General features: G+C 47.5%; 11 protein-coding genes. All 11 read right to left on the reverse strand.

Going from position 1 to position 20,865, the window contains the following annotated elements; genetic code table 11:
* Positions 1 to 84 precede the first annotated feature (84 nt).
* Positions 85 to 621 (reverse strand): CIS tube protein, encoded by a 537-nt coding sequence (locus MIC7113_RS28755; protein ID WP_015185702.1) that lies wholly within the window; start codon positions 619 to 621, stop codon positions 85 to 87.
* A 73-nt stretch (positions 622 to 694) separates the two neighbouring features.
* Complete coding sequence (locus MIC7113_RS28760; protein WP_015185703.1) at positions 695 to 5,125, reverse strand: hypothetical protein; 4,431 nt, start codon at positions 5,123 to 5,125, stop codon at positions 695 to 697.
* Positions 5,126 to 5,128: 3 nt separating this feature from the next.
* On the reverse strand, positions 5,129 to 5,662 hold the full coding sequence (locus tag MIC7113_RS28765) for a phage tail protein (RefSeq protein ID WP_015185704.1): 534 nt from the start codon (positions 5,660 to 5,662) through the stop codon (positions 5,129 to 5,131).
* The gene (locus MIC7113_RS28770; RefSeq protein WP_015185705.1) at positions 5,662 to 5,952 is read right to left on the reverse strand and encodes a hypothetical protein; all 291 of its coding nucleotides are present in this window, start codon (positions 5,950 to 5,952) and stop codon (positions 5,662 to 5,664) included. The genes MIC7113_RS28765 and MIC7113_RS28770 overlap by 1 nt, the downstream gene beginning before the upstream one ends.
* A 123-nt stretch (positions 5,953 to 6,075) precedes the next feature.
* The gene (locus tag MIC7113_RS28775; RefSeq protein WP_015185706.1) at positions 6,076 to 8,595 is read right to left on the reverse strand and encodes a substrate-binding domain-containing protein; all 2,520 of its coding nucleotides are present in this window, start codon (positions 8,593 to 8,595) and stop codon (positions 6,076 to 6,078) included.
* 41 nt (positions 8,596 to 8,636) lie between these two features.
* Positions 8,637 to 11,639: an eCIS core domain-containing protein gene (locus MIC7113_RS33950; protein ID WP_015185707.1), complete on the reverse strand. Its 3,003-nt coding sequence runs from the start codon at positions 11,637 to 11,639 to the stop codon at positions 8,637 to 8,639.
* Positions 11,640 to 11,714: 75 nt separating this feature from the next.
* The gene (locus tag MIC7113_RS36950; protein WP_155898113.1) at positions 11,715 to 11,858 is read right to left on the reverse strand and encodes a hypothetical protein; all 144 of its coding nucleotides are present in this window, start codon (positions 11,856 to 11,858) and stop codon (positions 11,715 to 11,717) included.
* Positions 11,859 to 12,010: 152 nt separating this feature from the next.
* Positions 12,011 to 13,198 carry a type III secretion system chaperone family protein gene (locus MIC7113_RS28785; protein ID WP_015185708.1) on the reverse strand — a complete coding sequence of 396 codons (1,188 nt, stop codon included), beginning with the start codon at positions 13,196 to 13,198 and terminating at the stop codon, positions 12,011 to 12,013.
* A gap of 30 nt (positions 13,199 to 13,228) precedes the next feature.
* The gene (locus MIC7113_RS28790) at positions 13,229 to 14,011 is read right to left on the reverse strand and encodes a hypothetical protein (protein ID WP_015185709.1); all 783 of its coding nucleotides are present in this window, start codon (positions 14,009 to 14,011) and stop codon (positions 13,229 to 13,231) included.
* Positions 14,012 to 14,018: 7 nt separating this feature from the next.
* Positions 14,019 to 19,475: an eCIS core domain-containing protein gene (locus MIC7113_RS33955; protein ID WP_015185710.1), complete on the reverse strand. Its 5,457-nt coding sequence runs from the start codon at positions 19,473 to 19,475 to the stop codon at positions 14,019 to 14,021.
* Between the two features lie 118 nt (positions 19,476 to 19,593).
* Positions 19,594 to 20,832 (reverse strand): argininosuccinate synthase, encoded by a 1,239-nt coding sequence (gene argG, locus MIC7113_RS28800; RefSeq protein ID WP_015185711.1) that lies wholly within the window; start codon positions 20,830 to 20,832, stop codon positions 19,594 to 19,596.
* Positions 20,833 to 20,865 lie beyond the last annotated feature (33 nt).

Consider the following 20,865-nt stretch of genomic DNA (forward strand, 5'->3'; position numbering starts at 1 on the left):
GCTGCTTGCTGATTGCTGACGGCACACCGCTATAGCTGAATTACCCCTTCATGAATAGAGTGAGGAATAGAGTGAGGTATAACTCTACGTCAAAAAAGCCTCCCGATTTTGATCTCGGCGTAAGCTGGCGCTGGGACTAGGTGTCTGCTGACCGGGTTGGGGGTTGGGTAAGTCTACCTGTTCAAGATCCAAATCAACCGATGCCCTTACTGGTGTACCATCCGGGCGAAACAGAGTCAACTTAAAGCTAAAACTTTTTACAAAGCAACGTAGATAATTATATTTACCCCACGTAAAAAGATAGATGGGAGGCCGTTTTTCCTTGGCATTGCCACTCCCGTTTTTGATAAACTCAACAGCTTGTTTAAACTTCTTAATTGTGTCCAGAACGTTGCCATCTTTAGTTTCGTAGGTATCAATCAGGATATTGCTAATTTTTAGAGAATAAGGATTTGGATGTTTGAAGCTAACTTTGTTGTTACCTTTATTTGTAGAGGCTCCTTTCGCTTGCTCTATGCTCATGCTTCGACTAAAAGCCAATTGGTTGGGATTAAACATAAATTCTATGTCTTCTCCTTCGCCTTGATAAACAGCGATGAGTTTTGCTTTTTCTAGTGTCATTTTCCTACCCTCCCAATTCCTAAAACATTTCTAAATCAATCCAGTTATTCACTTAAATAATCACTCTCAGTTCTCAATAGTGACCATGCCGCTCTCGCTCTATGGATAACCTCTGTCGTACTAAAGTATAGACTTCCCGTGCTAGTAACTCCAAGTTTTGGTCATCTTCGTGTTGATAATCCTGATGTTGTGTAGCAGCTTCTGTTGCTGAATTTTCATCTTGAACCGAAGCCTCTTCTATGGTAAATTTTTGGATAGGAGTTTCTTGGCTAAAGGTTGATGAAGCCTCTGAAGAACGGGAATATTCGGGGAGTAGATTTTCCCAATTATTAGATTCTTGCCAATCAAGACTTTGTTGGTTTGTTACATCATTAAACGCCATTTGTATGGGAGTTTCTCCTCCAAAGTCTGAGGGGAAATTATTCGTATTCTCCAGTAATTCAGCAATACTTGACCAGGAATTGGGTATCTCGCTAGTATATGTGGAACTCGCTACTTGTTGAGTTTGCTGATTAAACTCTGGAGTCGTTTTAGAAATGGCATCAGTGGCTCGTTGAAGGGTCAAAGATTCAGTATCAAGGCTCACAGGTGGAACTTTTACGGTAGATTGCTGAGCTTGATTTAATGCATTATCAGGTAATGTGGAAGATGTTGTACTTGGCACGACAAGCCGATGTGAGGTTTCTGGCATTGATTGAACAATTGTTGATTGCTCCCTTGAAAATTCAAGAGTTGATGCCGTAGAGAGCAACGGTGATTGTTGTAAGTGTTGATTGAGGGGTTGGATGAGGGGTAATGTATGGCGTGTTCCTACTAAATTTTCTAAGACAGTTGGTAACTGAGGCACGTCTTTGTTTTGCTTAAAGGACTCATCTTCCGTTACGTTTGTTTTTGTTTGTAGCAGATGGGTGGGAAGAGGAGGACTCTTGGGTGAGATGGGGGAGGCTTGAGGAGAATTATCCTGTGCTTCCTCGGAATTCGTGGTAGTAGGCAATCTTTCGGGTTGCCAGTTAGCATCATTTTCTAACAGAGGTTGTGCGATGATTAGCTCTGTTAATGACGTATTTTCGTCGTGTTGAGAAATTTCTGTTGCTTGAAAGGGTTCTGCCTGAGTCGGGTAGGAAACAGGTGCCGTTTCATCCGGTAAAGCCTTTGGCATAACCAGGGTAGAGTCTGTGGTTATGGCTTGGCTGATGCTAGAAGGTAACTCTGTCTCGCTAGCTGATGGCGTAGATGCCGTCTGCACTGGATCTGTTTGAGGAAGCGGTTGTCTTTGAATCGACGATTCCTCTGAAGAAGTTGGATAAGTGATTTCGGGATGATCACCCGCCTCTTCTTGTGTAGGTGCGATCGCATCTGCTGCTGTTTCTTCTATTTCCGGAAGCGGTTGTCTTTGAATCGACGATTCCTCTGAAGAAGTTGGATAAGTGATTTCGGGATGATCACCCGCCTCTTCTTGTGTAGGTGCGATCGCATCTGCTGCTGTTTCTTCTATTTCCGGAAGCGGTTGTCTTTGAATCGACGATTCCTCTGAAGAAGTTGGATAAGTGATTTCGGGATGATCACCCGCCTCTTCTTGTGTAGGTGCGATCGCATCTGCTGCTGTTTCTTCTATTTCCGGAAGCGGTTGTCTTTGAATCGACGATTCCTCTGAAGAAGTTGGATAAGTGATTTCGGGAGGTGCGATTGCTTCTTCTTGAGATGGTGCGATCGCATCTGGTAGCGTTTCCTGTGTTTCCGGCAATAACTGTCTTTGAATGCCAGATTCCTCTGGAGTCGTCGGGGAAGTGATTTCGGGAGGAGTACCCGCTTCTTCTTGAGATGGTGCGATCGCATCTGGTAGCGTTTCCTCTGTTTGAGGAAGCGGTTGTCTTTGAATCGACGATTCCTCTGGAGTAGTTGGAGAAGTGATTTCGGCAGGAGTACTCGCGGCTTCTTGAGATGGTGCGATCGCATCTGGTAGCGTTTCCTGTGTTTCCGGCAATAACTGTCTTTGAATGCCAGATTCCTCTGGAGTCGTCGGGGAAGTGATTTCGGGAGGAGTACCCGCTTCTTCTTGAGATGGTGCGATCGCATCTGGTAGCGTTTCCTCTGTTTGAGGAAGCGGTTGTCTTTGAATCGACGATTCCTCTGAAGAAGTTGGGGATGTGATATCGGGATGAGTACCCGCTTCTTCTTGAGATGGTGCGATCGCGTCTGGTGCCGTTTCCTGTATTTCCAGAAACGGTTGTCTTTGAATCGACGATTCCTCTGAAGAAGTTGGGGATGTGATATCGGGATGAGTACCCGCTTCTTCTTGAGATGGTGCGATCGCGTCTGGTGCCGTTTCCTGTATTTCCAGAAACGGTTGTCTTTGAATCGACGATTCCTCTGAAGAAGTTGGATAAGTGATTTCGGGATGAGTACCCGCTTCTTCTTGAGATGGTGCGATCGCGTCTGGTGCCGTTTCTTCTATTTCCGGAAGCGGTTGTCTCTGAATCGACGATTCCTCTGAAGAAGTTGGGGAAGTAATATCGGCAGGAGTATTCGCTTCTTGCTGAGTAGGAGCGATCGCGTCTGCTGCTGTTTCCTGTATTTCCAGAAGCGGTTGTCTCTGAATCGACGATTCCTCTGAAGAAGTTGGGGAAGTAATATCGGCAGGAGTATTCGCTTCTTGCTGAGTAGGAGCGATCGCGTCTGCTGCTGTTTCCTGTATTTCCAGAAGCGGTTGTCTTTGAATCGACGATTCCTCTGAAGAAGTTGGTACTGAGGAAGTTGAGGGTTGATTGCCCTGTGAAGACAATCCCTCACTTGACTCAGAAGATTCTGGTTCTGAAAAGAGTTGAGCAATAGTAGGTTCTGATTCGGCAACTGGGATTGCCTCAATAGGAGACTCCGACACTTGGGTAACCGGTGACACCAAGGGTTCTGGTTGGGCAGTCGCATCACTCACTGGAGCAAAGGCGGCTTCACTTTGAGCGGATGGTTCTCTTTCTAATGAGGGTTGTACGATTTCTGAATGGCTGGGCGCAGTGTCTGTATCAACGCGAGAGGTTTCTGTTCGCTGCTGTGGTTCTTCTAGGGTAGGGGGAGAACTCGGTGTGATTGTCTCCAACTCTGGTTTGGCTAATGGGGTTGAGGAGTCAGCAGGGGGTTCGCCTATCGTTGAAGATTGGTGATGTTGTGGCTGTGTTAGCGCCGGAGATTCCAGGGGTGCAGCAGTGGTTTGACTTAAAGCCGAAGACTCTGTCTCTGAAAACGCTTGAACAACAGTTGGCTCAGAGGGTGTAATCCCTGACTCTTGAAGACTCTCACTCTCTCCTGCTGTTGATGGGGGGAAGTCTGATGTTTCTGTTTGTGCGATCGCTACGGATTCGCTGTCGCTATTTGGCGGCACTGAGGGCTGTACGTTAACCGCATCACTCCCTAACACGGGCATGATTGCCGATGGGGATTCAGCACTTGGCTGGTTAAGCGGTGGAGGCGAGTCTGCCGTTGCCTCTTTCTGCACGAAGGATTGAGGAGATTGGGATGTGTCTGGAAGGGCTTGACTGGCTAAGGGTAACGATTCAACTAATGACGGTGGAGATGCCTCATCCTCTTGGCGTTGCACGGGAATGTTAGGGACATCTTGTGTATTTTGTTCGGTGTCCTGAGCTGATTCAATGGGATGAACTGGTGATAACTCAGCTTGAGGACTAACAATCGGTTCAAGGCCCGACAAATGATCTGCGGGTAGTGACGGCAACGGAGCAACAGGTGAAGTTTGAGGTGGTGGCACATTGCTCAAGTCGGCTGAACGCATCACACTAGGGTTAGGGTTGGCGATCGCAGATGGTTCCTCAGCCACTTCCGGTATCTGAACGCTAGATTCCGACTCAGAAACCAATGATTCTCTGCTCGGTTCAACGGCTTCAGGGGCTTCTGGAATCGCGATTTCCCTCTGGAGCAAAGGTTCTGTTGCTAATTCAGGTTGTACAATCGTTGGGTTGAGCGGTTGTGTGTCTGATGCTCTCAGTTGCTCATGTGGCTGTGAGGCAACTTGTTCCTCCTCAGTTGTGGCTTGTGTATCGTGCCCCAGCAGACGATGTTCCGCTTCGCTCAGGCTATCCGGTGCGGCTGGGATTGGGTTATTTTCATGTCCATTGTCTGTAGAAGTTTCCCCAGGGTAGCGTTGGATGTTCACTGGAGTGCTATCCATCCCTGCTGTTGGGGTAGCCGCCGCCGTCACAGGGGTTTCTGGAGGATTCAGAGATAACCGAGATTCAGCCAAAGACGGGGAATCTTGGAAAAAAGTCTCTGACAGATTGTAATCGGGTAAGGCTTGAGCCGACGTTCCTAAAGGATTACCTCCGCCTAGAGGCTGTGCTGCCAAAGGGGACAGAAATTGTGGGGATAGGAAGCTTTGTCCTAAGGGATTGGCTGTAACTAAAGGCTGCTGTAGACCAAGAGGAGGTTGCCAGGAGGTTGTCTCTCCCTGAGAATCACTGAAACTGAATCGGTTGTCTGGGGAGGATTCTGGCATAGGTTAATGACTAGGGAAATATCCCAATCCATCACGTTTAACGTTGGTACTGGCTTTACCACTGTTTGAATTATTAACAACCTTCAAGCCCTCGTAGGCTAGGGTGAGTTCCTCAATAGCGGCGGTGTTGGAATTAGCTTGTAGCGAGGGTGCTTTCCATCCCACAGGCACAGCACCAATCAGTGTCCAACATTGCATGGTTTCTCCAGACTGGTTAAACACCAGAATATTCACATTGCGGCGTTCTTTTTGACTATTGGAATCCAATATCTGATTAAGCCAATTCCAGAAGACCAAATTATTAGTAATGCCGCGCTTAAGTGTTACATCATTAAATTTGGCTTGCTTGAGAAAAATCCGCTGCTGATCGTTGACACCTCCTTCAAAGTAAGTTTCCTTATCCACCTGGACACCTAAACCCGCGCACTCTGTAAAAGATGCCGTGATTTCACTCTCAATCTCTACATAAAACCGATTGGCTGTAACGTAGTTGAGTTCGTGAGTCACTTTACCATTGAGGTTTTGACTATTTGTCATCACAAACGCCCTCCATAGTTTCTACTCCGTTCCTGCTGACGGCGTAAGTCTTCTAGCATCAGCTTATAGACTCGGTCACTCAGTAACCTCATCAGTAAAGGGTCTTGCAAAACCTTACCCGCTAACTTGGAGATTTTTGCGAGTTCTTCTGTTTTACTCTTACTTTGCACAAGAGCGGGGGCTGCATAACCGGCTGGAACAGAGATATCACCAATCGGCTTAAAGGAAGGTTCTGTTCCCGGACTGGTCATGACCTGAGCGTGCGTCTGTCCAGAAAAATCGCTGACCATTATCAATAATAAATACTCACTCTCACTTTAAAAATACAGCAGAATACTGAATAGTAGCCAAAGGTCGAATTTGGCTCTGGAAGCGGAATTTTGGCTGCTCGAATCCTGGGTTGGTAGGGAGGGTCACTTGAGTGCGACTGGATACAAGGGTATGAGTCCCGTTTTACTGAGCAACTGCTGACCCTCTTGAGTTCGTAGCATTTCCGCAAACTTAGCACCAACCGGAGGACGGCTATTATCTCTAGGATAGACGACGGCTAACGGATACCCTAAAGGATAGCTGTTATCCCGGAAAACTTGCAGATTAGGAAAATAACTTCCTTTATGGTCGCACAGATCGGTTGTGGGATTGACGGGTTGCTGATTGTCTTGAATTAAAGGATGAACAAAGTTTTTTTCTCCCTCTTTTAGGGCAAGGGGATAAACAGAACATTGACCAAAAACTTGGCTGAGTTTGCCAAATGCGATCGCACCCATTCCAGCCCCCTCAGACTCAAAGTCCTGAATCACCTGCCTTAACATTTTAAAAGTAGGAAATCTGTAAATTTCTGGAACCCAGGAATTGGTAAATGTGTCAGGTGGGTCACCTTTTCTTTGTAACTTTCTAAAGCTTTGGATGGTTTGATTATCTTTAAGAACTCGTTGTTCAAAGATGCGTACAGCCTCTGTTTCATCGGGAATGTAGAGTCTAACCGCTAGATTGGGGCCACCGAGTTCTCTCCAGTTAGTAATTTGACCCGTGTAGAGTTGACGTAATTGCTTAAAAGTGATTTGCCCGTTTAAAGCTTGAGGAAGACTTTTTTCTCGTTGGGAGTAGCTAAAGGCAACAAACACCACTAAACCATCGTAGGCAACGGTTTGCGATTCTAGTTCAATGGGTAATGGTGTAATTAGACTGGTTAGAGCAAAGTTTGTTTCTTCAGAGCGAACTTTCGCCAGCGCCGTTTGAGTGGAATCTTCCGGTTGGTAATTTAACTGTAATTTAGGCTGACGTTTTTCGAGTTCTTCTTCTAATGTTTTGCCATCTGCTACTAAATTTTTCTGCTGAACTGTATAATTCCACGTTCCCTCTTGTTCTGCTGTATAAGTAAATTTTCCCGCCGGAATTGCAGATACTTTATTAATGCAGCAAAGTGAAAGTTCATCCCCAACACTTTCAGCAACTTGAGGTTTAGGCCAGAGCCACCAAAGCAGCATTCCCAGCAACCCAAAACCAAGAATACCTAAAAGAAACCAAAGGATGCGAGGCGTTTTGACGATTTCCTCTTCCTCTGAAACAGCCTGCACCACCGGGTAAACGATAGGTGCTTCCGGCGGTAGTTTTAACAAGGCTTGACGCGCAATTTGTGCGCTCTCAAACGGAATACCAATTCCCATCAAGCGTTGAAGAAATACCTTGAAATTAAAGTTAATCGAAGGCCATTGTTGGTCATCTTTGGGGTCACGAGGTTGACCATTAACCGGGTTAATTCTTGAGCCTGCCAGTAGGTAAAAACCGATGTATCCTAAAGCTACTAAATCTTGTGCCGCTGAAGGATTAGAAATGAGTGATGGGTGATGGGAGTTGTTACGGTTGACGGTTGATGTTTGATTTTCTCTAGTCCCCTGTCCCCAATCTCCTTTGGGGTCAAATAGACTTTCCCATAAAGCCAGATCACAGATATAAATGAAGAAATCGGTATTCAGAATTTCAGAACTTAAAGCAGCCGAATTGTTGAAGCCGTTAGGCACAGCCCCATTCTGATTCTTGGCGATCAGCAGGCTATCGAGACTCAGATTGCCATGCGCTATCCCCAACTGTACCTGACCGGAGGGAAAACGGAATTTTTGCGTGTGGAGAAATTCCAGGGTTTGCAAGACTTGATTAAGGACTTGGCGTACAGCGATCGCACTCATTGCACCATGAAGGGCAAGGTATTCTCTTAAAGTGGGGTAGAGGTCAAAATTGCCTTTAGTTAGAAGGTAACAGCGTTCTTCATTGTGGTCTGCGATCGCTTCCCACGGGTGACACAAGCGAAAATCTTGGACTCGTCCATCGGCTAAATTCACACCAGCCTTGAGTCTAAAGGCATCCTTTCGGGCTTTAGCTTCTTCGGGATTAAAACAATAGTCGGGGAGGAGATACTCCTTAATCAAAACCTGATGACTGTTAGAGAGTTGGGTGCCTCGATACAACCGCCCCATTCCCCGACGCCCGATTAAGCTTTCCACTCGATATCTGCCGCGACTGCCCCGGATTTCCGCTTTTTCGGGTAAGGTAGCTGGGAAACCACATTCTCGACAAGACTTGGTTTCCGGGCTTTGCTGCACCGTTTGCTGGAGATATTCACAGGTTAAGGGGTCACCCCAACGGCAACGATACTGGGTGTAGACAGGTTCAAGAATCTGAGGGGCTTTCTTTGACTCAGCGACCTTTACCTGCGTGGCAACTGTTGCGGCTTCCTCTTCTTCTTCTAGAGTGGGTTTAAACCCTGTAACGAATGGAAATAGCCAACGTAATTGAGTTGGTACCAAGCTTTCTAGTCGGCTTCTGATGGTACTGGCGACGTAATCTCGCCGACCGGCTGCCTCACTGCTTGCCCTTCTCCCTAATTCTTTAACTACACCTTTTGTCAGGTTCTTTTTCTTCTTTTTCTTTGCCATAAGCTCGACCGTTTTGCTGCAAAAGGGATGAGTAGAAAAAGCTACTTAGCTTTCAACGTCTGCAACTCGTCATCCCACTTGCCAACGAGGTCAAAAGATAAGCCAGTCCAGCCCCCAACTTCGTCGTCGATCTTCCTCACTTCGTCGCTACTGCAAGTCCGTAAGATGGTGATCATTGTCTCCTGTGCCAAGTCATTAGTGCGACCATCCGCCAGGAACTTTACTTCGTTACGTTTCGCCGCATAACTCTGTTGTGCCCAAAAGCTGGGGCCGAACTTTTGTACGAAATTTCGGCAATCATTACCGCTGAGATCGTCCCATATCCAACGCCAGCCAATCTCTTTGATAATCGCAGGAGCATCACTTGGCTTGGCATCGAGCAGATTCACAATCATCAATTCTTCTTTGCCGACTGTGGCACCAGAGAGAACATCGCGAATGAGTTTCTTTTTCTGCTTGATTGTCAGTGTATCTAGTGCCTTGTTCTTGACTGCTTCGTCGTAGTAGTCAACGGCGTTATCGTCGCTGAGACGATCTCCTACGCCACCTAAGTCTGCAACGCTTCCAGGAGTGTAGTTGATAATTTGCAGAAATGCTGCACAGATGCTCTCGTCGTTACCTTTAAGCCTATTCAGCGCATTTTGAACGGAGACTTGCTTTTCTGCGGCTAAAGGGTCTTCCATGTTGCCAACTTCATCGCCTAAGGTGTCTGCTTTCTCTTTCGCAAATTTTGCAATCGCCGCTTTTATTTTCGGGTCAGCCATCAGTTCTTCAATTGAGTCTACCTTCCACTTCAATTGCTGATTCTCCTGTTTCGGGTCGCTGTCTTTGAGAGCTTTAGGCCAAAGTTGTTCGGCGCGGTACAGTCCGTTTATTTGTATTGAACTTGGCTCTTTGCCTTTGTAAGCCATCTCCACTTCTTGCAGACTAGCCTTGACTCCTGCCACAGCTTTAGCCATCGTATCGACTCCGGCGGCTATAGCACGATCCTTCTCATCAATTACCTGACCGTCGCCCACTAATTTGACAATCTCGTTGCCCACCTGAGCATTAACACCCTCCTCGTTATCGTAGTCGTGAACTGCACCGGATATAGCATCCCCGAATGTGAGATCTGGAATTCCCTTGCTGAGAATCTTGTTTTGCAATTCTGCTCGTGCCTTTTCCCAAAGCAATTGTTCTGTCGCCACTTGAGCTACGGTTTGTTTGTTCATTTCAACGGCAACGCACTCAGCCAACCACCACTTCAGATTGACCCAAAACATTGGCACCTTCTTGTCCCAGTGTTCTTTAATTGCGAGTCTTTCAGGTCTCATGTGTCCGGCTGCATAAGCATCGGTCAGAAAGTGGCTGGCAAATCCTTCATAGAGCATCGCTTCGTCTTTGGGAGCACCTTTCTTGCCAGCATCGTAAGCCGCTTTAAGCGCCAGTTCGTGATTTCTACGGTAACTGCCTGCATTATTAACGGGGACTGTTTTGGGCTTGCCATCAAGACCAATGACAGGATTCCCCTGTTCATCCTTTTCCACCTGTGCATCGTTGACTTTGTTTTTAAAGTCCCGTGTACTGTCACCCTCCTTCGGATTGGTAAAGTGGGTGTAGTTGCTACCGGCTAGGGTGTAATACCGTTTTCCTACAGCATTCTTGACATCATCTTTCTCTTTGAAAGTGCCCAATTCTTCATCGCGTTCCTTTTGTCCGCGAATCTTGACGTAGATGACGTACTTGATCTGTTGGACGCCAAAATCTGTTTTTGCCAGTTCTTGGATTTGAGGGACGGAGCCAAAAAAGTCAGCGATCGCAGTCAGGTCTCCAAACGTTACCTTCAAGCCAGGAGCGAGTTCCACCGTTTCTTTCGTAGCTTTATCTCCCATCGCCTTGTGTTCATTCGACTCAAAACGCTGGATTGTCGTTTTGCTTTTTGTGTTTAGCTGTGCCTGGACAACACGATGATTTAGTCGGTCAGTAGACTTTTTTTTTTGTTGATTGTTGGGTTGGTCTTCAAAAAAAGCTTGAACTCCTCCTGTCTGCTGTACCACATGAGTCAATTCATGGGCTGTCAAGTCAGAAATAGCTGGAGACTTCCCCTCACCAAAGTAAATATCACTGCCATGAGTAAATGCTTGGGCACCCACAGCCTGATTCATCTGCACAGCTTGGCTATCGGTATGTACCCGAACCTGACTAAAATCAACGCCAAAACGCGGTTCCATAAAGGAACGCACATCATCGGGTAAAGGGCTACCACTCCCCTTGCTAGCACCTAGCTGGCTCTCTAGATTGTTGCTAGCGTGGGAGTTGCCATCTGGCGATCGTTTAGCCTGCAATTGCTCCTCTTCGGGGGCTTCTTCTTGACGTTGCACAAGAGGCTTAGCTTGTAATTCTTCCTCTTCGGGGGCTTCTTCTTGACGTTGCACAAGAGGCTTAGCTTGTAATTCTTCCTCTTCTGGGGCTTCTTCTTGACGTTGCACCAGAGGCTCAGCTTGTAATTCTTCCTCTTCTGGGGCTTCTTCTTGGCGCTGCACAAGAGGCTTAGCTTGTAATTCTTCCTCTTCTGGGGCTTCTTCTTGACGTTGCACCAGAGGCTCAGCTTGTAATTCTTCCTCTTCTGGGGCTTCTTCTTGGCGCTGCACCAGAGGTGTAATCATACTCGCCAGAGGCTTCATCTGCACCTCTTCTTCCTCTGCTTCCTCTCCCTGCCGTTGAATTGACTGCTGACTAGTTGGGGCATTCATACTCATAACTTGAGACGCCACAGAGTCCGCTTCCTGCTCGTATTTGTCTCCTGGCGCACCGATCGCCAGCTTGGGCTGAATTACGGCTGGTGTACTATCCTGTACCTTAACTCGACCAAAGTTGTGACCCAAATGGGCTGCTTGTTCCAGTTGGTTCTGTACATCTGGTGTCTCATCATAGTCTTGGAGTTGCGCCGTATCTTGGTCATCTTCATTTGTGAAAGGGCGCTGTTTGAACAAGCTGGTTTCTGCCGCCGTGTTAGAGGACTGCGATCGCGTTTTTCTCTGTATGCGCTGTGGGGTATACATTGATGATTCAGTCCTCCGTATCAAGCGTCTGATAGTAATTAGCTAATTGTTTTTCTATTGGAATCTGCTACGATATTAGACTTTTTCAAAGAGAATTCCGCTACTGCCAAAGCCAAGTTCGGCGATCGCCTCATTCACATTACTTAACTTTGAGATACACCAATTCTCTTGCGCTGTCTCACGAATTCGGTCAGCGAAGCGATACCATAGGCTGACCACCAGGAAACTCGTTAGTCTCTGTATACCAGATCTGCGAGTAAAATCCTGCTCGACAAAAGTCGTAAATTTATTGACAAAAAAGTTACAAATAGCCTGAGGAACAATAGGCTGTATTGGAGACGCCGAGTTGCTGGTTAGGTGAGATTGAGGGGTTAGGATTCGATTTGTGCGATCGCATCTTCTGGCAATACATCACCATCAATGACGGAGATAATCCCTGGCAAGTATTCATCCATCATCGTTACGTTGGCATAAACTAACTGTTTAATCAGTTCAAAGCTGAGAAAATCTCCTTGAACATCAATACTGGTTTTGTAGCGAATTTCTCCATCGGCAAAATCTAGCTCAAAGTTGCCGATAATCATGCCATAGTTCGCTCTAGTCAGAAATTCTGCTATAGCCAACCGTTTGTTTTCTGGGACATTGGCTGGGCAAATTGAGTAAAAGACGAATTGCTCTTGTTCTTCTCTTACTTTGGCGGAGCAATTCCATTTCCCGTTTTCCCCCTGGAATGCGGTAAGTAAGACTGGCTCTCCTTTAATTTTGGTGAATGGCCAGTCATCTTCTGTGAAGAAATCGATTATTTCTTCTAAAATCTGTTTGCTAGAAGTAATATCTTCACTTGTCTCAGATAGAGTATCAGCCAATTCTTCAAAGGCACTGGTTACTTCTTCAAGCGCTTCCAAAATAGCGTCTTGGGTTTCTGACAGCGTCGTATCAGTCAACTCCTCAAATGCCTTGTTTATTTCCTCAAGACTTTCAGAAATAGTGTTTTGGTTTAATTCCGACAAATTGGTATCAGTCCAATCTTTGAAGAAATTAACCATTCCCTCAGTAATCTGTTCGCTGGAAATGTTGTCTTGGGTAATTACAGAGGGATTGAGATAAGCCCAGAATGTGGAGTAGCCCGTTTCGCCTGATTCCCGTGGCTGCTTGACGTGTAGGGCAAACCAACTTTCAGTAGATAGCAGGGGGTTGTTGGGTTGTTCTTGACTGAGGTTTTGCAGGTAGGTTGCTGCTTCTTCCAGGTTTGTGGTGTGTTCGGCTAGGCGTGGTAGCAAATCGGGTTGTAGAGTGGCTTCGATTTTGATATCTGGTTCAGGCTGGAAGTCTCCGGCAGAGAGGGAACCGCGCAGTTCGGGTTTGAGATTGAATAAGGCTTCGGTGTCTATGCGCTGGTAGAGTTCGGGACTGGTTTGGAAGGTGAGACGGCACTCGGTTAGGATGATATTCTGTTCGGTTAGGGTTAGAGTTACCGTATGGATGGGTAGGGGCGAGTGGGTGCGATCGCGCAGTGTTAGTTCGCTGTCTAGGTGGCAATGTTCAGTGTTTACGCTCATCTTCTGAGTACCCTAGAAAAGAGTACTAATTCAGCTTAGTGTTTGAGAACTACTCTTTAATAGCTCGCGAACTTCAGAGGCGGGATACATAGCATCATCAGGCCAAGCCTTAGAGAGTTCTTGTAACAAAGCAACATGTTTCTTAAGATTTCTCACACTCAGAAGCCATGCAGCATGAGCTGAAATTGGTAGTGGACATTGTTTGGCTGCTTTAACTAATACTTCCTCAACTTCAGGTACAATGTAGTCTGAAAAAGCACCTATCGCTGCTGCCCTGGTGCCTAAATCGCTTTCTTCATCAAAAACGATCTGACTAAGTGTCAAGATGATTTCTGGATATAGATTTTCTGTATTTCTTAAACACTGCCGAGCAGCCCGAAAGCCCATATCTAATACGTTAATATCACAGGAAGAGCATAAAATCGGTTCAATTAGAGAGATATCGTGTTCTTGACCGAGGTGTGCCAGTACTCCTAAAGCACTTGCGTGATTGGCTCCCACAATTGCTTTCTCTTTTGGTTTAGTTACTGTAACAGGAGGATTCTTTAATTGTTCCCGTGCTTGGCTCAATAATTGTTCAGAATATTGCCAATAAGGATTGCTACTCCCAAATCTACTTAATGATTCAGTGTAAAAAAAATTATCAAAAGCAATACCTTGAGCTATGACAGAGTCACTTTCCAACAGCCTTTTAAAAGATTTTAATTTTTGTTCCAGTGTAGAATCACTGCTAAAAAACTGTTGATAGGCTCTACGCAAGCCCTTAGTTTCCAAGTCTTGTGGTGTCCAATAGTACGATTTGAATTGGTTCATCGTCTCTCTATTCCTTTGTTCGTAAATCTTCTATAGCATCTCGTGGAATGATTCCCTTTATCAATACTTCTTGAGTACGTTCAACGTCTTTTATTGCTTGTAATACAGCAGGAGCTACGCCTGCTGACCGGAAACCCCATTCTTCCTGACCAACTTTTGTACTTACATCCAAAATATTTTGAGGGTCTATATACAGTAAGTCAAGTTTTACCCTTCCATAATGATCAAAAGTTTCACCACTGGGATTTTCAATTTGACCCCCTTTAGTTTTTGTAGCAGAGGTATATGGTGATGGTTTGTGACCCATTACATGTTCCAAGGGAGTTACACGCGATCTTGAACCAGTGGGTTCAATATGATTTTTACGCTTATCTGCTAAGGTTTCAACATCTTTCGCTGCAATATTTCTGTAAAGGTATCTGACTACGTACTGTCCCTTTTTATCCAATACATATTCTTTTTTGTCTGCTTTGTATTCAAATAGCTTTTGGCTGGGATGCCCCCCTAGCTTATTCTTTTCTATATAGGGTTTCTCCTGCCAAATTTCTCCTATTAATGCTTTGTTGCCTTTGTCTTTATCAAACACTAAATAAACAGGAGTTTGTTTATGCTCACCAGGAGTCCCCCATTCTAATAAGTAGCCAGGATTTACCTGCTGGTTTTTAACTTGTTCAACTATTTGCTTTATCTTTTCCAAGCTTTTGTCATTTAATGCATTAATTCTTGGAAGAGCTGCCTTAGCTATACGGGAAGCATCCTCATGTACGAAAGCTATCTCAAAGGTTATATCTGGATTAATTTTTGCGTAAGTTTTGAATTCGCTAGCTCTGCCGACTTTAGTAGCTTTTAATATTGTCAGCTTGTATTTACTTTTAATACGTAAAAGTGCGATCTTCAAGATCGGTCCACGAATCAGCTTATTTCTGGTCAAAGCTTTAACTTCTTCAACGGCTTTCTGCAAATCCTGAGACTTCTGCGCCGTGGTACGGCTATCTTTCTTTTTATCCTTATGATTAGTCTCAGCCGCTTTTTTATCCTTGTTGCCCTTACCGCGCTTCTTACCAAAGAACTTATCCTTCAGTTTGCCGAACTTCTTCCCTAACTTCTTGGCAACGTTCTTAACCTTATTCCCAATTTTCTTGGCAATCTCCTTAATCTTCCCAGCCACTTTACTAGCAGGGCCACGCAAACGCTTTAGCAGCCAGTTGGACACAAAATCAATCACGACCACACCAGCTGCCGCCAAAGCCGCACCGAAGGGAGGCCCAGCTTGCCCCGTCTTGACTGCCTTCAGGAAAGCCATAAAGCGCTCAAACGCCTGAAGAATGCGGCTAACAGTACCCCAAGCCGCTTGCAGCCCCTCGATAATCAGCAGCACCGTACCCGCAGCAGGCACAATCATCGATACCACCTTCTCAATCAGAAGCCCAATGAGGACAGCGGGAATTGCTGACTTAATCCCTTCCCAAGCCATCTTGCCGACCTCAGCGGTGTTAATCCCACCCTGCTTGAGGACATTCCAAACGGTCATTCCTAAACCGAGTACTTCTTCGACCTTCTGGCTAAACCACTCCTTCACCGCTGTCTGGAAGGCTGCCCAGAAGTGATTCTTGATACCATCATTAGCCCCAGCGCCCAAGTTACTTAACCACTGACTTGGGTTGGCAGCTACGTCCTTAACCAGCACAGCGAAAGCCCCAACAGCTTTAATCGCAGCATCGGCAAGCTTAATCGCTCCCTGAACCGCTGTCTTGGCGATATCCACCGCCGCCATCATGCCTTTCTCTAAGAGTCCTAGGGCGGCATCCAGTCCCTTGCCCAGCAGGTTGAGAGCTGCCTGTACACTCTTTTTGAGAGTGTCGGCTAGGGCGTTGACAGCGGTTTCGGCTGCCTTCACTACACCTTTGATCGCATTGCGGAAGCGATCGCGAATTTCTGGGAAAGCCGCCAGCAATACATCGCCAATCGCAATTAACGCGGCTCCCACCGCCTTGATAATACCCACGATCGCTTGACGCGCTGTTTCAATCACAGCCGTCGCCAATTTCTGCGCCCCTTCAATCGCCGCCTTCACCGCAGCGCGTGCCACCTCAAAGGCTTTTTGAATGGCCTGTTTAATCCCATCAAAAAACGCTTTCGCTTTGTCTGCCAGCCAACCCAATATTCCGCCAGACTCTTCCTCACCCTTCTGTCGCTCTTTTTCGGCGTCTTGTTCGCCTTTTTGACGTGCGACTGCGGCTTCTTCCTCTCCTTTCTGGATATGCTCAGCTGCCTGAGACTCAGCCTGAGTTTGCTCCTGCTGGACATCCTTATTGCCCTTAGAGACTGCTTCGTCAGCGTCTTTGCGAGACTTTGTAATCAGGACATCCTGTTCTTTCTGCCAAGCACTGCGCTGCTGCTGAACTTCCGCCTGCGCTTTGCTTCGTTCTGCTGCCTGTTGGGCTGAATTTTCCGATTGCAGTTGGGCGATTTCCTGGTGAGAACGGGCTTTCTCTTCCTCTACCTTGGTGCTGTGTTCTTGTCGCTTGGCGGCGATTTCCGCCTGTGCCTTGGCAACTCCTGCCTGGATTTGTTGACCATGTTCTTGCTGGGCAATGATGGACACCGCTTCGTCTCCAGCCTCACCTCCACCTGTGGCACCTCCTTCAGCCACTTTTGCTGCACCCCCAGCCGTCGCACCTCCGCCACCACCGATTCCCTCAGCGCGTAAGGTTTCTTGGGGTACCTTCGGGTAAATCTCGTTTTCACCCATCGGTTGGGCTAACTCTTGTTGCCCCTTGCTATGAGCATCTGCGATGCCTTTTTCCAGTTCTCCTCGCTGCTGTTGAGCCTGTTGTGGGTCAGCGTTGCCTTGCAGTTCCAGATGCGGCGGCGCACAAGCACTCACTTGTTGTAAACCTGGGTCGCTTGTCGGTAGGCTACGTAATGAGGCTTGCAACTTTTGAGCGTCACCTGCATCGAGCTTACCCTCAGCATCGCCTTTCACTTGAGGTTGGGGAATCTTAGCGACGGGCGGTATTGCAGAAAGTGCTACGGGTTTGGGTTGCAAAACGGGCTTGGCTTGACCTTCTGGCGTCTTTGCGACAGCCTTGGGGTTTTTTCCTGAAGGCGTTGAGCGGTCTGCTGCCGGCCCAACGCTAGTCATAGGTGAACCCGTTGGACGCTCCATTTGCGGTGGATTAGCAGCCAGTTCAGCACGTTGCTTGCCCACTGAAGTTCCCACAGCCGCACCAACGCCTCCCAGTGCGCCTAGGAGTTGGGCTGGGGGCAGGTTACTCACTGCTGATAGTGCCGCTGATGGTTCAGCTTGAGAAACATTGGGTGCGGGTGGAGTGGGTTTATCTGCGATCGCAGCACCTCCACCACCGCCGCCACCTCCAACGGCTTCACCCCCCCCGCCAGAACCTTCAGCTACAGAAGCTAAGGCGGCGTCACGCTCAGCCGGTTCTAGCTCTGCACTGCCCGGAGGGGCTTGTTCTGCGGCGGCGATTTCCTCCTCTTGTACATCAGACGTTCCGGTAGCTTCCTCTACTGTCTCCCCACCGGATTCTAGTGCAGGCGGTGCGGCGACGACTGGAGAGGCAGTAGCAGGTGCTGCGGTAGTGGCTTCTGTCGCTGGCTGGTCTTTTGCCTTGTTCTCTGTTTGAGCTTTCTGTGCTGCTGCTTGCGGCGGAGGCGAGGTTGCGGCTTTGCTTTCCGGGGTAACCTCCTTATTTGTTGCAGGCAAAACTAAACCCGCTAACTTCCCTGCGTCCGCTTTGGCTCCAACACTGTGGTGACTTTCAGGAGTATCGACTTTAGATGCCGACTTAACTTGATGCTCTGACGGGGGAGCATCGGTTTTTGCCGCCGTTAAATCAAGTTTGCCTGCGGTCTTTATTTCTTTGGCTGCTTCCGAGGCTAGCTCAGTTTTAGACTTGGCTTCCTTAAAGTCGATTTGGGGTTTGGCTTTAGCAACTGCCTTATCCCCCCATCTCTTGACATTTTCTTCTAGATGTGTATTTCCTTCTAAAGCATGTTCGGGGTTGCCACCGGAAAGCGGCTTGGCTTCAGCAGGTTTTTTAGCTTCCTCCTCTTCGAGGAGTGACGATTGCTGCTCCTTGTACCAGGTTACTGCCGACATGGAATGCGGCAGTTTCTTCGCTTGGAGGATGTTGTGGCTTTCCTCTATTTCTCCTGATTTCGCCTCCAGTGGCGAATGACGCAATTCTTGGTTGGGTGTCAACGGCTGGACGGCTTCTTTATTTTCCTTCCGGGTTAGGATAGGCTTTTGCTGGAGTTTCTTGGCTCCCGTCTGCTGCACCACATGGGTCAGCTCATGAGCCGTCAACGCATCCGTCCCAGGAGACTTCCCTGCCCCATAGTAGATATCAGTGCCATGAGCAAACGCTTGAGCACGCAAATCCTTATTCATCTGGACGGCAGTCGAGTCAGTATGCACCCGCACCGAGCTAAAATCAGTACCGAAGCGAGGCTCCATGAAACTACGCACTTCATCCGGTAAAGGACTACCTCCGCCCTTACTCTGATTAAGCTGACTCTCTACATCGCTACCCGCTTCAGCGTTACCCTTTCCCCTCCGTTGCAGCAATGACTTGGCTTGAATCGCGTCCTCTTGCTCCTCAGTTTGGCGCTGAACCAAGGGAGTGATAGAGTCTACCAAAGACGACCTTTGCACCAGTGATTCCGGCTCTTCCTCCTCTTGGCGCTGAATTAGTCCTGAGTTATCCGGTGGATTGCTCATCGACATCACCTGAGCCGCCACCGAGTCCGCTTCCTGCTCATACTTATCCCCTGGAGCACCGACAACGAGCTTAGGCTGAAGCCATTTCATCTGAATCGGCTCTTCTTCCGCCTCCGACTCTTGGCGTTGAATGACACCCCATTGAGGCATCATTTGCATGGGTAAATCGTCTTCCTCTTGGGGCAATCGTTGCAACATACCCCACTGAGGCATCATCTGAATTGGATCTTCTTCGTACTCTTCACGTTGAATAACCGGAGTCAGGAAGCCCACTTGGGGCATCATTTGAAGCGCCTCTTCTTCCTCTTGACGTTGAATAGCCAGAGTGCGCTTGCCCCAGTCAGGCAGCATCTGAATCGACTCTTCTGAGGATTCCCGCTCAATTGGCTCGCCGATAGGTGGAGCCATCATCTTGAGCGGCTGTGCCACCCCATTCGCTTCCTCTTCGTCCTGCTGCTCTTCTGGCTGCCTATTGACGAGCTGCGCTTGAATGGCTGCTGGTGTATTGGTTTGTACCTGTACTCGACTAAAGTTATGACCGAAACGCGAAGCGGGTTCCAGTTTGGTTGGCAGGTTAGGTGGCTGATGGAATGAGTCACTCGCTTCAGCCGCCTCTTGCTCTGAGTCACTAAAAGGACGCGACTGGAATAAGCCCGCCTGTACAGGCGAAACAGAGGGCGTTGAAGCAGCTTTCGCCTGGTTTTGCAGTCGGGTATCCATCGCCAATCTTGCCTCTCAGCCTAGAGCCATGATGTTCATACTAGTGTGGATTATCCCCCCCAAACTAGTAGCCGAAAGGCGAATAAATCACTCACTCCATTCAAGAAGGGCTAGTTATTCAGTCCTTAATTTGACCACTCGTCGCCAGTACACGCGCACTGACACCCAACACTCGTAACAATCCCTCCGAATCGGCATGATTATAACTACCAATCCCTTCCATCGAAGCATTTTCTTCTGAGTAGAGAGAATGAGCTGTATTGGTTGCCGAAACAAACGAGATATTTCCTTTGTACAGAGAAACAGTAATCGTTCCTGTCGCTAATTTTGCTGTGGGTTGAATCGCTTGCAATGCCATCTGAGTCGCTAAGTCAAACCAATACCCTTGATAGATTTGCTTGGCAATTAATAAAGATAATTGGTCAAAGAATTCACGAGCACGGCGATCTAAAATCAATTGCAGCAACAAGGCATAGCAAGTTCCTAGTATTTCTACACCTGGGCTTTCATAAACTCCCCGTGACTTAATTCCTACAAACCGATTTTCGACTAAATGAGTGCCAATCCCAATACCATGACGCCCACCGATCGCATTCGTCTCAACAAATGCCTCCACTAAGTCCATCGGACTACCGTTGATCGCAACTGGACGACCTTGCTCAAAGTGTACCGTGAACTCCTCCGCTTGATCGGGAGCATCGGCAGGATAGCAACCCATAATGGGCTTGACAAAATGCGCCGGAGTTGATAAAGATTCCAGTAATCCCGATTCGTGGGTAAGACCCAACAAATTGGCATCTGTAGAATAAGGCTTATCTTTTGTCGCCGAGACAGAGAGTCCCTTTTCTTCACAGAAGTCAATCATCTCACTGCGACCCGGAAAACGAGCTAAAAATTCCTCGTCCCGCCAAGGTGCATACACATCAAACTCTGGAGCCAGCATATTGGTGATTAGTTGAAAACGCACTTGGTCATTACCCCGTCCGGTTGCACCATGACTGAAGATGGTCAGCCCTTTTTCTTGCATCGCCTGAATCATGGCTTTGGCAAGGACACACCGAGCAATGCCTGTCGTATTCCAGTAGCGTCCCTCATAGCAGGCTTGAGATTGAATCACGCTAAGACCCGCTTGTGCGATCGCTTCTCGCACTGGTAACAAGACAAAATCCGCTGCCCCTGCTAAGAGCATCCGCTGACGGATGGCTTCTGTATCGTCTTCATCCGGTTGCCCTAGGTCAGCGGTAAAACACACAACCCGTACCCCCTGATCCGTCAGCCAACGGGTGATGGTGCAGCTATCCAAACCACCAGAACCTGCAAATGCGATCGTTTTTCCTTTCAAATCCTGAGCTTTCATTCTGTAATTTTCCTCTTAAGTAGCACTGCGAAC

Origin of the sequence: Allocoleopsis franciscana PCC 7113 (assembly GCF_000317515.1) — a bacterium.
Taxonomy (GTDB): Bacteria; Cyanobacteriota; Cyanobacteriia; order Cyanobacteriales; family Coleofasciculaceae; genus Allocoleopsis; species Allocoleopsis franciscana.